General features: G+C 60.1%; 15 protein-coding genes. 1 reads left to right on the forward strand and 14 read right to left on the reverse strand.

The genetic code is table 11. The features are described 5' to 3' along the window. Positions 1 to 140: 140 nt before the first annotated feature. From AC0V2Y_RS26010 to AC0V2Y_RS26025, 4 genes are all read right to left on the reverse strand, one after another. Positions 141 to 3251: an efflux RND transporter permease subunit gene (locus AC0V2Y_RS26010; RefSeq protein WP_475413745.1), complete on the reverse strand. Its 3111-nt coding sequence runs from the start codon at positions 3249 to 3251 to the stop codon at positions 141 to 143. Then, positions 3248 to 4420 carry an efflux RND transporter periplasmic adaptor subunit gene (locus AC0V2Y_RS26015; protein WP_475413744.1) on the reverse strand — a complete coding sequence of 391 codons (1173 nt, stop codon included), beginning with the start codon at positions 4418 to 4420 and terminating at the stop codon, positions 3248 to 3250. Before AC0V2Y_RS26015 ends, AC0V2Y_RS26010 begins: the two co-directional genes overlap by 4 nt. A gap of 88 nt (positions 4421 to 4508) precedes the next feature. Next, positions 4509 to 5867, reverse strand: coding sequence for an ATP-binding protein (locus AC0V2Y_RS26020; protein ID WP_475413743.1), 1359 nt, complete (start codon positions 5865 to 5867; stop codon positions 4509 to 4511). Next, entirely contained in the window at positions 5864 to 6592 is a 729-nt protein-coding gene (locus AC0V2Y_RS26025; protein ID WP_034753223.1) for a response regulator, read from the reverse strand. Before AC0V2Y_RS26025 ends, AC0V2Y_RS26020 begins: the two co-directional genes overlap by 4 nt. Positions 6593 to 6778: 186 nt before the next feature. On the opposite strand from AC0V2Y_RS26025, the gene AC0V2Y_RS26030 reads away from it, so the two are divergent. Continuing rightward, positions 6779 to 7312, forward strand: coding sequence for a Spy/CpxP family protein refolding chaperone (locus tag AC0V2Y_RS26030; protein WP_475413742.1), 534 nt, complete (start codon positions 6779 to 6781; stop codon positions 7310 to 7312). Between the two features lie 102 nt (positions 7313 to 7414). Here the strand turns inward: AC0V2Y_RS26030 and dsbD are convergent, their stop codons facing one another. From dsbD to rplO, 10 genes are all read right to left on the reverse strand, one after another. Further along, positions 7415 to 9364 carry a protein-disulfide reductase DsbD gene (gene dsbD / locus AC0V2Y_RS26035; RefSeq protein ID WP_475413741.1) on the reverse strand — a complete coding sequence of 650 codons (1950 nt, stop codon included), beginning with the start codon at positions 9362 to 9364 and terminating at the stop codon, positions 7415 to 7417. 158 nt (positions 9365 to 9522) lie between these two features. Continuing rightward, positions 9523 to 9915: a 50S ribosomal protein L17 gene (gene rplQ / locus AC0V2Y_RS26040; RefSeq protein WP_034753219.1), complete on the reverse strand. Its 393-nt coding sequence runs from the start codon at positions 9913 to 9915 to the stop codon at positions 9523 to 9525. A 138-nt stretch (positions 9916 to 10053) separates the two neighbouring features. Continuing rightward, positions 10054 to 11031 (reverse strand): DNA-directed RNA polymerase subunit alpha, encoded by a 978-nt coding sequence (locus AC0V2Y_RS26045; protein WP_008444343.1) that lies wholly within the window; start codon positions 11029 to 11031, stop codon positions 10054 to 10056. Between the two features lie 111 nt (positions 11032 to 11142). Beyond that, positions 11143 to 11766 carry a 30S ribosomal protein S4 gene (gene rpsD / locus AC0V2Y_RS26050; RefSeq protein ID WP_038496998.1) on the reverse strand — a complete coding sequence of 208 codons (624 nt, stop codon included), beginning with the start codon at positions 11764 to 11766 and terminating at the stop codon, positions 11143 to 11145. A 258-nt stretch (positions 11767 to 12024) separates the two neighbouring features. Continuing rightward, the gene (gene rpsK, locus AC0V2Y_RS26055; protein WP_010394475.1) at positions 12025 to 12429 is read right to left on the reverse strand and encodes a 30S ribosomal protein S11; all 405 of its coding nucleotides are present in this window, start codon (positions 12427 to 12429) and stop codon (positions 12025 to 12027) included. Between the two features lie 17 nt (positions 12430 to 12446). Then, positions 12447 to 12812 carry a 30S ribosomal protein S13 gene (rpsM, locus tag AC0V2Y_RS26060; protein ID WP_046681666.1) on the reverse strand — a complete coding sequence of 122 codons (366 nt, stop codon included), beginning with the start codon at positions 12810 to 12812 and terminating at the stop codon, positions 12447 to 12449. Between the two features lie 14 nt (positions 12813 to 12826). Beyond that, on the reverse strand, positions 12827 to 12940 hold the full coding sequence (gene rpmJ, locus AC0V2Y_RS26065; protein WP_010394471.1) for a 50S ribosomal protein L36: 114 nt from the start codon (positions 12938 to 12940) through the stop codon (positions 12827 to 12829). Between the two features lie 42 nt (positions 12941 to 12982). After that, positions 12983 to 13201 (reverse strand): translation initiation factor IF-1, encoded by a 219-nt coding sequence (gene infA, locus AC0V2Y_RS26070; RefSeq protein WP_005663428.1) that lies wholly within the window; start codon positions 13199 to 13201, stop codon positions 12983 to 12985. An 18-nt stretch (positions 13202 to 13219) separates the two neighbouring features. Further along, positions 13220 to 14554 carry a preprotein translocase subunit SecY gene (secY, locus tag AC0V2Y_RS26075; RefSeq protein WP_010394438.1) on the reverse strand — a complete coding sequence of 445 codons (1335 nt, stop codon included), beginning with the start codon at positions 14552 to 14554 and terminating at the stop codon, positions 13220 to 13222. Between the two features lie 32 nt (positions 14555 to 14586). After that, complete coding sequence (gene rplO, locus AC0V2Y_RS26080) at positions 14587 to 15018, reverse strand: 50S ribosomal protein L15 (protein ID WP_034753211.1); 432 nt, start codon at positions 15016 to 15018, stop codon at positions 14587 to 14589. Positions 15019 to 15035: the final 17 nt, after the last annotated feature.

Below are 15035 nucleotides of genomic sequence, written 5' to 3' on the forward strand. Positions count from 1 at the left end.
AGGATAGCGACATTCCTTGCAGCGCTGACCAGAGTACCCGAGCCGTCCCTTGACGGTTGTTACCGTATGTATCACCGCCCATACAAAACCGGCGCCGCATTCACTGAGGAACGGGGCGCCGGTAGGGGCCGTGTGGCGGCTCAGGCCTGGTTGTCGAGCGCCACCAGTTGCTCGTCCGTCATCGGCCCCGTGCCGCTGTACTTGTCCAGGAACAAATAGATGACGGGGGTGATGAACAGGGTAATCACTTGCGAAAACAGCAACCCGCCGACCACGGCCAGGCCCAGCGGCTGGCGCAGCTCGGCGCCGGCGCCCAGGCCCAGGGCGATCGGCAAGGCGCCCATCAGGGCCGCCGCCGTCGTCATCATGATGGGACGAAAACGCAGGATGCAGGCCTGGCGGATGGCTTCAGACGGGCTCATGCCTTCATTGCGCTGCGCATGCAGGGCGAAGTCGATCATCATGATGGCGTTTTTCTTGACGATGCCGATCAGCATCAAAATGCCGATGATGGCGATCATGGTCAGGTCCATGCCGAACAGGCGCAGGGTCAGCAGCGCCCCCACGGCCGCCGACGGCAAGCCGGCCAGGATGGTCAGCGGGTGGATATAGCTTTCATACAGCACGCCGAGCAGCACATAGATCACGCCCAGCGCGGCAATGATGAGGATGATCTGGCTCGATTGCGAGCTCTGGAACACGGCCGCGTCGCCGCCATAGCGTGTGATGATGGAGGCCGGCAAGCTCATGTCCTTGGCCATCGCGTCGATCTTGCCTGTGGCGATGCCCAGCGGCACGTCCGGCGCCAGGTTGAAGGCGATGGTCACGGCTTGCAGCTGCCCCTGGTGATTGACGGAGGTGGGACCGATCGTGCGTTCCACATAAGCAATACTCGACAGTTTCACCAGCTCGCCCGACTTGCTGCGCACGGAGACGCGCGTGAGCGCATCGTCATACTGGCGGTCCGCCGTGGCCGCTTCCAGGATCACGTAATAGCTGGCCGCCGAGGAATAGATGGTCGATACTTGCCGCTCGCCAAAGGCGCTGTACAGGGCCGTGCGGATGTCGGACATCTGCACACCCAGCAGATTGGCCTTGTCGCGGTCGATCCGGAGCGACGCCTGCAAGCCCTTGATCTGCGAATCGCTGGTGACGTCGCGGAAGGCCGGGTCGGCGCGCATGCCTGCAATAAACTTTTCCGCCCAGTCATTCAAGGCGTCGGGACTGACGCTTTGCAAAGTGTACTGGTAGCGGCTCTTGCTCTGGCGTCCGCCCAGCTGCAAGTTTTGCACGGGACGGAAATACACGGCCATGCCGGGCACGGCGCTCGTCGCGCGGCGCAGGTTTTCCAGCACCACGGGCATTTTCGGCCGTTCGTTGCGCGGTTTCAGCACCATGAACATGCGGCCCGTGTTGCCGCCGCCGACGAACGACGTGACGTCCTGCACGCTCGGGTCCGCCTTGAGCACGGCCGCCACGCGCGCTTGCAAGTCCTGCAATGCCGCAGATGAGATGTCTTCCGACGCTTCCGTATTCACCTGGATCTGGCCCAGGTCCTCCTCGGGGAAGAAACCTTTGGGAATGGTCGCGTACAGCAGCACCGTCAGCGCAAAGGTGCATACGGCAACGAACAGCACCACGTTGCGGTGCGCCAGGGCCTTGTCGAGCAGATGCACATAGCCGTTGCGCAATTTCGTGAAACCGGCTTCGAAATGGCGGCCGATGAAGGTTTTCTCGCCATGGCTGGGGTCGCTGTCATTGTGCTCGCGCGAATCGGCCGGCAGGAAGCGGCTGGCCAGCATCGGCACCAGGGTCAGCGACACGACGGCGGACACCAGCACGGCCAGCGAGACGACGACGGCAAACTCGTGGAACAGCAAGCCGATCACGCCCGGCATGAAGAAGATGGGGATGAACACGGCCACCAGCGAAACGGAAATCGAGATGATGGTAAAGCCCATCTCTTTCGCCCCTTCCAGGGCTGCGCGTATCGGTTTCTTGCCCATCTCGATATGGCGCACGATGTTTTCCAGCACCACGATGGCATCGTCGACGACGAGACCGACGGCCAGGGTGATGCCCAGCAGGGACACGTTGTCGAGGCTGTAGCCGAGCCAGTACAGCAGAGCCAGCGCGCCGAGCAGCGAGATCGGCATGGTGACGGCCGGAATGAAGGTCGCTGCCGCGCGGTGCAGGAACAAAAAGATCACCAGCACCACCAGCACCACCGTCAGGGCCAGGGTCAGATTGACGTCGTGGATGGCTTCGCGGATCGACAGCGAACGGTCGTTGACCAGGCTGATCTGTATCGACTGCGGCAATTGCTCCTTGAAACCGGGCAACAGACGGCGCACGCCGTCGACCACTTGCACGGTGTTGGCGTCCGGCTGGCGCTGCACCATCAGACTGATCGAGCGCTCGCCATTGAAACTGCCGACGGACTTGATCGATTGAAAGCTGTCTTCCACCTCGGCCACGTCTTTCAGACGCACGGGCTGGCCATTGCGGCTGGCAACGATCAATTCGGCAAAATCGGCCGCTTTCATCATTTGCGGATTGCCCTGGATGGTCAGGGTCTGGCTGGGGCCGTCAAGGATGCCCAGCGGAGAATTCGTGTTCGAGGTGCGCAAGGCAACAGCCAGCTCGTCCATCGTCAGGTTGCGCGCATTCATCAGGTCGGCACGGGCCCGCACGCGCACGGCGAAGCGTTTCTGGCCATTGACGATGACCTGGGCTACGCCGGGCAAGGTCGACAGGCTGGGCGCGATCAGGTTTTCCGCATAATCGTTGAGGTCCGACAAGTTCAGCGAGGGCGACGTCATCTGGATGAACAGCACCGGCGCATCGGCCGGATTGACCTTGCGGTAAGACGGCAAGTCCGTCATTTCCGTCGGCAACTGGCGCTGCGCGCGCAGCAGGGCCGCCTGCACGTCGACGGCCGCCTCGTTGACATTGATGCTGGCGTCAAACTCCAGGGTCAGCGAGGTATTGCCCAGGGTACTCGTGGAGGTAATCAGGCTCAAGCCTGAAATGGTGGAAAACTGCTTTTCCAGCGGCAAGGCCACCGAGGACGCCATGGTTTCCGGGCTGGCACCAGCCAGGTCGGCGCTGACGTTGATGACGGGCGTGTTGTAGCTCGGCAAGGCCGCCACGGGAATTTGCAGGTAGGCCAGCACGCCGGCCAGGATGATGGAGAGGGATAGCAGCACCACCATGACGGGGCGGCGGATGCTCAGTTCGGACAGGTTCATGCTGGCTTGCCCTGCGGTGCGGCGGCGCCGTCGGCGGCCTTGTGTTTTTCCGCCAGGCGCACCTTGCTACCCGGGCGCAAGTTCTGCTTGCCGTCGACGATGACTTTTTCATCGCCCGCCAAGCCGGTGACGACGGCGCTCGGTCCGAATGCATACACGCGGGCAATCTTGCGCATCCTGGCTGTGTTGTCCGCCTCCATCGCGTACACAAAGGTGCCGGTGGTACTCGTGATGATGGCGTTTTGCGGAATGACGAGCGCATCCTTGAGGGTGCGCACGGTCAGCTGCGTATTCACGTACTGGCCTGGCCACAGGTCGGTGCCGCCATTGTTGAAGCGGGCCTTGACCTTGATCACGCCGGTGGCGGGATCGACGGCATTGTCGATAAAGTTCAGTCTACCTTCCAACTGCTTGCCGCCCGCGTCCGACAGCAGCGCCTTGACAGGCACCTCGCCCGCCTTCTGCGCCGCCAGCAAGCCCGACAGACTGCTTTCCGGCAAGGTAAAGACCACGTCGATCGGGTCAAGCTGGGTGATGCTGGTCAGCGACGTGGCCGGCTGCACCAGGCTGCCCGGATACACATTGATGGCGCCCACGCGGCCGCTCTGCGGCGCGCGCAAGACGGTGTAGCTGGAGTCGACCTGGGCGGCGCGCAAGGCGGCCTGGTCAGCGGCCAGCAAGGCGCGTGCCGCGTCGAGCTGGCTTTGCAGGGTGTCCACGGCGCCCTGGGCGATGAAATTCTTGCTCAGCAAATCCTGGTTGCGCTTAAGCTGGCGTTCGAGATCGGCTACCGAGGCGCGGTCACGCAGCACCTGCGCCTGCGCCTTATCGACATTCGCGTGCTCGCTGCGGGCGTCCAGCGTGAACATCAGCTCGCCCTGCTTGACGAACTGGCCTTCGCGGATGTGCACCTTGGTAATCGTGCTGGTCGTCTGCGGATGCAGGTCGACGCTGCTGATCGGCGTCACGCTGCCATTGGCTTGCAGCAGCATCGGCACGTCCTGGCGCACGGGCGCGACCACGCTCACCGTCGTCGGCGCCTGCCCGCCCTTGCCCCCTTTGCCATCCTGCCCAGCGGCTGCTTTGCCTGGCTGATGATTGAAATACCAGATGCCGCCACCGATACACAGGGCAGCACCCACGAGGATTGCCAGACTAGTCTTTTTCATTGTTCTGTCACGCTGTCGCAGCGCAGGGCTGCAGGTTGAATGTAGTTGCCAGGGAGGCCTAACGCGCAATATTGTCGCATGGAAATGCTCACTTTCCTGCGTAATACTCTGGCACGATGAGGGTGACTTCCAGTCCACCGTCGACATGATTGGCCAGCAAGACCGTGGCGCCATGCTGCTCGGCGATATTGCGCGCGATGGTCAGGCCCAGGCCCGTGCCGCCCGATTCGCGCGAGCGCGAGGTTTCTATCCGGTAAAACGGTTCGAACACCTTGGCCAGTTGATCGGGCGCAATACCCGGCCCGCCATCGCGGATGCGGATGCGTGCGGCACCGGCGATGCGCTCGACGGTCACCTGCGCGTACTGGCCGTATTTGACGGCATTGTCGATCAAGTTCACCAGGCAGCGCCGCATGGCGATCGGGCGCGCCATCAAGGCCATGCCTGCCTGTCCACTGAGGGTGACCTTCTGGCCGGCATCGGCCGCGTCGGAGCAGACGCTATCCAACAGGGAATCGAGATCGAGCGCCTGCATCGCTTCCGTGCTATCCATCGAGCGGGCCAGGTCCAGCCCTTCCTTGACCATGCTCTGCATGGCCGACAGGTCGCCCACCAGGCGGTCATGCAGTTCCGTATCCGCCACTTTTTCCAAGCGCAGGCGCAAGCGCGTCAGCGGCGTCTGCAAATCGTGCGTGATGGCGGCCAGCATTTGCGTGCGCTGGGAAATGTGCTGGCGGATGCGCGCCTGCATGGCATTGAAGGCGGCGCTGGCCTGGCGGATCTCGCTGGCCCCGGACAAGGTCAGCGGCGGGTGGTTGATGTCATTGCCCAGGTCTTTCGCCGCCTGCGCCAGCTGCTTGAGCGGGCGCATGGTCATGCGCGTGACGAGGTAGGCCAGGATGGCGATGCTGATCAGGAAAGGCAGCAGGGTCATCCAGTCGTTGTGTTCATTGAACGGCGGCTGCTGGCGCGGCGGCAAGACCATCAGGCGCAGCACGTGGCCATCCTGCATGCGCACGTCGAGGTTTTCGCAGGTACCGCCCCATGGCTTGGCGCCGAACTTGCCCGGCGACTGGCGCGGCTTGACGCAGGCGTCCGGGCGTTCGGCCAGCGCGCTGACCTTGAAACCCTCGCCCAGCTTGGCTTGCAGGGCGGTGGAAAATTCCGTCGGCGCGCCGGGCGTATGTTCCGTGTCGGGACGCAATTCCAGACGCACGCTGCCCTTGTTGGCCACCTTCAGGTAGGCGGCGCGCGAGGCCAGCGGCACCACGTCGGCCGCCATCACCAGCTGCTCGGCCCGCTCGACGGCGTGGTAATCGCGGTATTGTTCGATGGCGCGCTGGCGTTCGCCCACGGCCAGCCACTGCGTCAGCGCGGCCGAAGCGACGATGCCGATCAGCAAAAACATGAAGACACGGCCCGTCATCGATCCCAGGAAGGCCTTCACGCGTGCGGCTCCACATTGACCTGGCCGGCCAGCACGTAGCCGCCGTTGCGCACGGTCTTGATGATCTGCGGCAAACGGGCATCTTCACCGAGCTTTTGCCGCAGGCGGCTGATCTGGATATCGATCGAGCGGTCGAACGGGTCGGCGTCGCGGCCCTGCGTCAGGTTCAGCAGCTGATCGCGGTTCAGCACGCGGTTCGGGTGTTCCAGGAAGACGCGCAGCAAGCGGAACTCCGCGCCCGACAGCATGATCACCAGGCCGCTGGGATTGAGCAGGTGGCGCGCCGTGAGGTCCAGCGTCCAACCGGAAAAACGGATTTGCTGGGCCTTGTCCGACGGCACGTTCGACGGCATGGCGTGGCTGCGGCGCAGCACGCTGCGTATGCGCGCCAACAATTCACGGGGCTCGAACGGTTTCGGCAGATAATCGTCGGCGCCCATTTCCAGGCCCAGGATGCGGTCCAGCGGCTCATTGCGCGCCGTCAACATGATCACCGGCACCGTCGATTGGGCGCGCAGCTTGCGGCACAAGGTCAGGCCGTCGTCGCCTGGCAGGTTCAAATCGAGCACGATCAGATCGGGCCGCGTTTCATCGAGGATTTTCCACATGGCCGTGCCATCTGCCGCGCCCAGGGTGCGGTAGGCATTCGTTTCCAGGTAGTCCGCCAGCAAGCTGCGGATATCGCGGTCGTCGTCGACGATGAGAATTGTAGAAGTGGGTTCCATGGTACGAATTATCCCCACTTCCCCTGCCCTTGCACAACGCATTTGTATCGTCTTGTATATAGAAGACCCGAAGAAACATATAGATACAAACTGTCTGGCAGCGGACACTTCGGGGAAACATGGCGCGTCCAACATGGCTTCATGTGCAGCAGCATGCACATCCCTCACTTTTACAAAGGAATCCAGATGAACGCCTCAATGACAACCTTGCGCAAGAATTTGATCATCGCCATGAGCGTACTCGGCATGGGTGCGGCATCGCTGACCGTTCACGCCCAGGAAGCGGCCGCCAGCGCGCCTGCCGCCGGCACCAAGATGCAACATGAAGGCCAGCGCGGCCAGCACCGCGCAAGCAACCCGGCCGAACGCATGGCCAAGTACCAGGCCCGCCTGCACGACAAGCTGAAGCTGACGGCCGCGCAGGAACCGGCCTGGGCCACGTTCACGGCCGCCAGCGCGCCGAAAAAACCGATGGGCGACTGGAAAGCCAAGCGCGAAGCGATGGCCAAGCTGTCGGCGCCGGAGCGCATGGAGCAATGGATCGCCATGTCGAAGGAACGCATCGCCAGCCAGGAAAGCCGCCTGGCCTCGCTGAAAACCTTCTATGCCGTGCTGACGCCGGAGCAAAAGAAAGTGTTTGATGACAGCGTGCCGGGCGGCAAGCATGGTGGCATGCGCGGCGGCCATCGTGGTCATGGCGCGCACCATAAAGCAGGCTGAACGTAGGTCGGATGAGCGGCAACGCCGCGTCATCCGACAACATCGTCGACGTATGCGGTGGCGTCGGGTTACGCCCTGACGGGCTAACCCGACCTGCCCGTCCTACTCGTCGAGCTTGCGCAAGGAAGTCAGGAAGGTGGCAGCGTTCTGGAAGCCGATCACACGCGACTGGGCGATCTCCTGCCCCTGCGGGTTGAACATGATGATGCCCGGCGGGCCGAACAGCTGAAAACGTTTCAGCATGGCTTTGTCATCCGCATCATTGGCCGTCACGTCCACCTGCAGCAGCACGGCTTGTCCCATCTTCGCGCGCACGGCGGGATCGACGAAGGTCAGTTTTTCCATCTCGATGCACGACACGCACCAGTCCGCATAAAAGTCCAGCAAGGCCGGCTTGCCGTTCAACTGGGCCAGCGCCGCATCGAGCTGCGCCACGGTCTTCACGCGCGTAAACGGTTGCGCGTGGGCCTGGCCGCCACCGAGGTGCGCCAGCGGCGCCAGCGGGTCGCGGCCGCCGCTGGCCACGCCCACCAGCTGCATCGCGCCCAGCACGGCAAACACGAGGCCGAAGGCCTTGGCCACCCAGGCGTGTTGCGCGCCGCTCTTACCCACCAGCAAATACATGCCATAGCCGACGAACAAGACCGTCCAGCCCAGCATCTGCACGGCGCCCGGCAGCACGGGCGAGACCAGCCACCAGGCCACGCCCAGCTGCAGTACGCCAAAGAAGCGCTTGACGGCGTCCATCCACGCGCCGGCGCGGGGCAGCAAGGTACCGGCCGACACGCCGACCAGCAGCAGAGGCACGCTCATGCCCACCGCCATGGCAAACAAGGCGCTGCCGCCGATGACGACGTCGCGCGTCTGGCTGATGTACAGCAAGGCGCCGGCCAGCGGCGCGGCCACGCAGGGTCCCACGATCAGGGCGGAAATGGCGCCCATCACGAACACGCCCGCCAGGCGGCCCGACGATTGCTGGTTCGATACGCTCGTCAGCTTGCCTTGCAGGAAAGCCGGCACTTGCAGCTCATACAAACCGAACATCGACAGCGCCAGGCCCGCCATCAACAGGGCAAAGAAGCCCAGTACCCACGGGTTTTGCAGTTGCGCCGCCAAGCCTTCGCCCGCCAGGCCGGCCGCCACGCCCAGTGCCGTGTAGACGATGGCCATGCCCAGCGCGTACGTCAGCGACAGCAGCAAGCCGCGCGAGCGGCTGACCTTGGCGCCATCGCCGATGATGATCGACGACAAAATCGGCACCATCGGCAGCACGCACGGCGTAAACGCCAGGCCCAGGCCCAGCAGCATGAACAGGGGCACGATGACGAGCAACTTGCCACCCTTTAAGGCCGCTTCGATCTTGCCCATCTCGCTTTGCGCGGGCGCGGCGCTTGCCGCCACGGGGGCCGCCGCGACCGGCTCGGGCGTGCTGGTGATATCGGCCTGGGGAATGCTCAGCACGGACACGCCGGGCGACGCCTGCGCCTGCGGGCCGTTGACGGCCGCCGTGTCGACTGCCGGCGCGGCCGGCAGGGCGAATTTCGACGGCAGGCCCGCGCCGGGCGCCACGCTCTGGCCGCCGCCCCCGCCCACCAGCTGGGCTGTCGCATCCTGCGGCGCATAGCACAGGCCCTTGTCGGAGCAGCCCTGTCCCGTCGCTTTCAGGGTGAACGCGCCGGCCGCCTCGACGGGAATGGTGATGGTCAGGGTCTTGCGGAAGGTTTCCACGTTCTTCTGGAAGGTGTCGTCGAACTTGACCTTGCCGGCGGGATACACGGGTGTGCCCAGTTTGGCGCCCACGGCCTCGAACTTGAAGCGCTCGTGGTACATATAGTAGCCATCGGCGATCACGTAGGTGACGGCAATGGTGGACGGATCCTGCATGCGGGCGGAAAACTTGAAAGCCAGTTCCGGATCGAGGAATTCATCGTCGGCGCGGGCATGACTGGCGCCGAAGACGGCCATGGCCAGCAGCAAACAGGCGGCAAGCCAGATCAGCAGTTGATGTAATGGAGCGGCGCGCGCGGAGGCGCTGGAGGGGAAACGGGACATGAACTACCTTTTCGACCATTCGACGGAGGACGCGCGGAGCAGGCAGCGCTTGTGCCGGGCCGGCGCGAAAGAAGAATAGTACACCGCAGCAAGGATAGCTGCAGCAGAAAACAAAAAAGCCAGGCTAGGCCTGGCTTTCTCAGATGCAATTACCGGGATTACTCGCCAGCAACTTCAACTGCTTCGGTCGTATCTGGACGATCCATCAGTTCAACGAACGCCATAGGAGCGTTATCGCCGACGCGGAAACCCATTTTCAGGATACGCACATAACCACCGTTACGGTTGGCAAAACGTGGGCCCAGTTCAGCGAACAGCTTGACGACCATTTCGCGGTCGCGCAGGCGGTTGAAGGCCAGACGCTTGTTTGCCAGGGAGTCGGTTTTGCCCAGGGTCAGAATTGGCTCGACAACGCGGCGCAGTTCTTTTGCTTTTGGCAGGGTGGTTTTGATCGCTTCGTGACGCAGCAGCGATACTGTCATGTTGCGCAGCATTGCCAGACGGTGGGACGAGGTACGATTCAGTTTACGGAGGCCGTGACCGTGACGCATGATAAATCCTTTCGGTGAGTGTTTAAATCCAGTTCTTCGATCGGCTGGGCGGGAAACCCCGACTAGCCGCGGACCGGTTTGGTACTACAAAATAAAAGCCTGGGACACCTGTCCCAGGCAGTTTGCTACGACTACGAATTACTTTTCCAGGCCGGCAGGCGGCCAGTTTTCCAGCTTCATGCCCAAGGTCAAGCCGCGCGATGCCAGCACTTCCTTGATTTCGTTCAGGGACTTGCGGCCCAGGTTTGGCGTTTTCAGCAGTTCGTTTTCCGAACGTTGGATCAGGTCGCCGATGTAGTAGATGTTTTCCGCTTTCAGGCAGTTCGCCGAACGCACGGTCAACTCCAGGTCGTCGACTGGACGCAACAGGATAGGATCGACCAGCGGAGCGCGCGATGGCGCTTCGGCGGCAGCTTCCGTGCCTTCCAGGGCAGCGAACACATTCAACTGGTCCACCAGGACGCGGGCCGACTGGCGGATCGCTTCTTCCGGCGAGATGACGCCGTTGGTTTCGATGTTGATGATCAGCTTGTCCAGGTCAGTACGCTGTTCAACGCGGGCCGATTCAACGAAGTACGATACGCGGCGCACTGGCGAGAACGATGCATCGAGGATGATGCGGCCGATGGTCTTGTTCGTGTCTTCCGACAGGCGACGCACGTTACCAGGAACGTAGCCGCGGCCTTTTTCAACCTTGATCTGCATGTCCAGCTTGCCACCAGCGGTCAGGTGGGCGATCACGTGGTCAGGGTTGATCAGTTCGACGTCATGCGGCAGGTCGATGTCGGAGGCCAGGATCGCGCCTTCGCCTTCTTTTTTCAGGGTCAGGGTTACCGAATCGCGGTTGTGGACCTTGAAAACCACACCCTTCAAGTTCAGCAACAGATCGACGACGTCTTCTTGCACGCCATCGAGGGAGGAATATTCGTGGACGACGCCGGCGATCGTCACTTCGGTCGGCGCGTAGCCCACCATCGACGACAGCAGAACGCGGCGCAACGCGTTACCCAATGTGTGGCCATAGCCGCGCTCGAACGGTTCCATCACGACCTTGGCGTGACCTGCACCGAGAGCTTCAACATCGATAATACGTGGCTTCAACAAACTGTTTTGCATGAAATGTCCTTTTCAATACCCTCGGCTCATTACACCGATAAGGCTGATGGCATTAGTGAAACGCCCACTTTACAAAAGCAAAGTGGGCGGAGATCTTGCTACTGACTACTATTAACGCGAGTACAGCTCGACGATCAGCGATTCGTTGACGTCGTTAGCGATTTCGTTACGCTCTGGCAGGGACTTGAAGGTACCTTCCATTTTCTTGGCATCAACCGAAACCCAGCTAGGCATGCCAACTTGTTCAGCCAGCGACAGTGCTTCAACGATACGCACTTGCTTTTTCGATTTTTCACGAACAGCGATGATGTCGCCAACTTTGACCGAGTACGAAGCGATGTTCACAACGATACCGTTCACGGTGAACGCTTTGTGGCTGACCAATTGACGCGCTTCAGCGCGGGTCGAGCCAAAGCCCATGCGGTAGCAAACGTTGTCCAGACGCGTTTCCAGCAACTTCAACAGCGTTTCGCCGGTGTTGCCTTTACGACGGTCTGCTTCAGCGAAGTAGCGGCGGAATTGACGTTCCAGCACGCCGTACATGCGCTTGACTTTTTGCTTTTCGCGCAGTTGGTTACCGTAGTCCGAGGTGCGGGCGCCGGATTTGACACCGTGCTGGCCTGGCTTGACGTCCAGTTTGCACTTGCTGTCCAGCGAGCGACGGGCGCTCTTCAGGAACAGGTCTGTACCTTCACGGCGGGAAAGTTTTGCTTTAGGTCCGATATAACGTGCCACGATACTTCCTTTTTTTAAATGATAACGCCCCAGCCACATGCATGATCAAACACACTGATGCGGTTAGGCGCTAGTCTGATTTGGTTTCAATCAGACGGTGGCTGAAAACGAAAAACCCGTCAAACAGGATTTGACAGGCAAGAACAGCCGGGCAGTATAACCGTTTCCGGCTCCCTGCTCCAGCGTTTTCACACAACTGTACTGAGTTACAACAGACAGCAAAGCAGCTGGCGCCGAAGCGCCCTCTGCAACACTATCTTAGATACGACGACGTTTCGGTGGACGGCAACCGTTGTGCGGTACCGGCGTCACGTCCTGGATCTCGGTGATCTTGATACCCAGGTTGTTCAGCGCGCGAACGGCGGATTCACGACCAGGACCTGGGCCCTTGATACGCACTTCCAGGTTCTTCACGCCACACTCAACAGCCACTTTACCAGCGGCTTCCGCGGCGACCTGCGCTGCGAACGGGGTCGATTTACGCGAACCCTTGAAGCCTGCACCGCCGGAGGTAGCCCACGACAAGGCATTGCCTTGACGATCGGTGATGGTAATGATGGTGTTATTGAACGAAGCGTGGACATGCGCGATGCCTTCAGCGACGTTCTTTTTAACTTTTTTACGCACGCGTGCTGATGCGGCGTTATTTTGCGACTTAGCCATAATTATTCCCTAGCGGATTATTTTTTCAGCGATTGAGCGGCTTTACGCGGTCCCTTGCGGGTACGTGCGTTCGTACGCGTACGCTGGCCACGGCAAGGCAGACCCTTACGATGACGCATGCCGCGGTAGCAACCCAGATCCATCAAACGCTTGATGTTCATGGACAGTTCACGACGCAGATCGCCTTCGACGATGAATTTACCTACTTCATCGCGCAGTTTTTCCAGTTCGCTGTCATCCAGATCTTTGATCTTTTTGTTGGTTGCTACACCGGTCGATGCACAGATTTTCTCTGCGCGTGGACGGCCCACACCGTAGATGGCCGTCAGGCCGATAACGGTATGCTGATGATTTGGGATATTAACCCCTGCAATACGTGCCATTTGTTATTCCTCGATTAACCTTGACGCTGCTTGTGACGTGGTTCCACGCAGATAACGCGGACTACGCCTTTGCGCTTGATGATCTTGCAGTTGCGGCAGATCCGCTTGACTGATGCGAGAACTTTCATTTTTGGGCTCTTTCTTTCGCTTCTTTGGTTTGATTCAGTGTGTTACTTGGTACGGAACACAATGCGGGCTCGGCTCAGGTCGTACGGCGTTAACTCCACCGTCACCTTGTCTCCAGGGAGAATGCGAATATAATTCATCCGCATTTTACCTGAAATATGCCCGAGCACCACGTGTCCGTTCTCCAGCTTCACTCGAAATGTTGCATTTGGGAGATTCTCAAGAATCTCGCCCTGCATCTGTATGACGTCGTCTTTTGCCATTCGGTATGTTTACCGCGCTTAACGCGTCGGAATTCCGCCCTTGAAATTTGCTTTGCGCAGCAGCGAATCATATTGCTGCGACATCACGTAGTTCTGTACTTGCGCCATGAAATCCATGGTGACAACTACAATAATCAATAAAGAAGTACCGCCGAAATAGAATGGTACTTTCCACTGGGCTTGCATAAATTCCGGCAATAAACACACCAGGGTGATGTAGACTGCGCCGGCAAGTGTCAAGCGTGTCAGGATCTTGTCGATGTAACGGGCTGTCTGCTCGCCTGGACGGATCCCGGGAATGAACGCACCGCTTTTCTTCAAGTTATCCGCTGTTTCCTTGCTGTTAAATACCAGCGCTGTATAGAAGAAACAGAAAAACACGATCGCCACTGCGTACAACAGCGCATGGATAGGCTCACCAGGCCCCATCGATGCTGCCAAATCTTTCAAGAACCGCACCGCAGGGTTAGCGTTGTCGGCGCCCTTTGAAAACCAGTCCACGATAGTGGCCGGGAACAAGATGATCGAAGAAGCAAAGATCGGCGGGATCACGCCGGCCATGTTCAGCTTCAACGGCAAATGGCTGGTTTGACCGCCATAAATCTTGTTGCCTACCTGGCGCTTCGCGTAATTGACCAATATTTTGCGCTGACCACGTTCGACGAATACGACGAAGTACGTTACCAGTGCTACCAGGATCACGATGAAAATCGCGCTGAAGCTGCCGATCGAACCATTCGACACCTGGGTGAACAAGCCACCCAACGCCGACGGCAGACCTGCTGCAATCCCGGCAAAAATGATGATCGAGATGCCATTCCCCAAGCCACGCTCGGTAATTTGCTCACCCAACCACATCAAAAACATTGTTCCGGTCAACAAAGTGACGACCGTCACGAAGCGGAATGCAAGACCAGGTTCCAACACCAGACCAGCTTGCGACTCCAGTGCGACTGCAATGCCTAACGCTTGGAACAGTGCCAGGGCAACCGTGAAATACCGGGTGTACTGGGTGATCTTGCGACGACCTGCTTCGCCTTCTTTTTTCAACGCTTCCATCTGCGGTGACACGATCGACAGCAATTGCATGATGATCGAGGCCGAGATATAAGGCATGATACCCAGCGCAAACACTGTAAAACGAGACAAGGCACCGCCCGAGAACATGTTGAACATGCCCAGGACGCCGCCTTCGTGCTCCTTGAACAGCGAGGCTAATTGTGTCGGGTCAATCCCGGGAACCGGGACGTGAGCACCGATACGATAAACCACCAATGCGCCAAGCAAAAACCAGAGCCGTCCCCAAGGGAAACCGGCCGCTGCACTTTTAGCAAGTTGTGGATTAGTCGCCAATTTTCGCTCCGATCAAGCTGTTAGCGGTCAACTCAGGCTACCGAGCCGCCGGCTGCTTCGATGGCGGCTTTCGCGCCAGCGGACACTTTCAAGCCCTTCAAATTCACCGCTTTGGTGATTTCGCCGGACAAGATCACGCGCACGTCACGGGCCAACACGCCCAGAACGCCAGCTTGCTTCAAGACCAGAATGTCGACATCGCCAACAGCCAGGTTGTTCAGATCGGACAGACGCACTTCAGCTTTGAAGGTGGCGTGCATCGATTTGAAACCGCGCTTAGGCAGACGGCGTTGCAGAGGCATCTGACCGCCTTCGAAACCGACTTTATGAAAGCCGCCCGAACGCGATTTCTGACCTTTGTGACCACGACCCGAGGTTTTACCCAGGCCGGAGCCGATACCGCGACCGACGCGACGCTTGTAGTGCTTAGCGCCTTCGGCTGGTGCAATAGTATTCAATTCCATGATTTGCTCCGTTCGTG

The sequence above is a fragment of the Janthinobacterium sp. BHSEK genome (genome assembly GCF_056174685.1).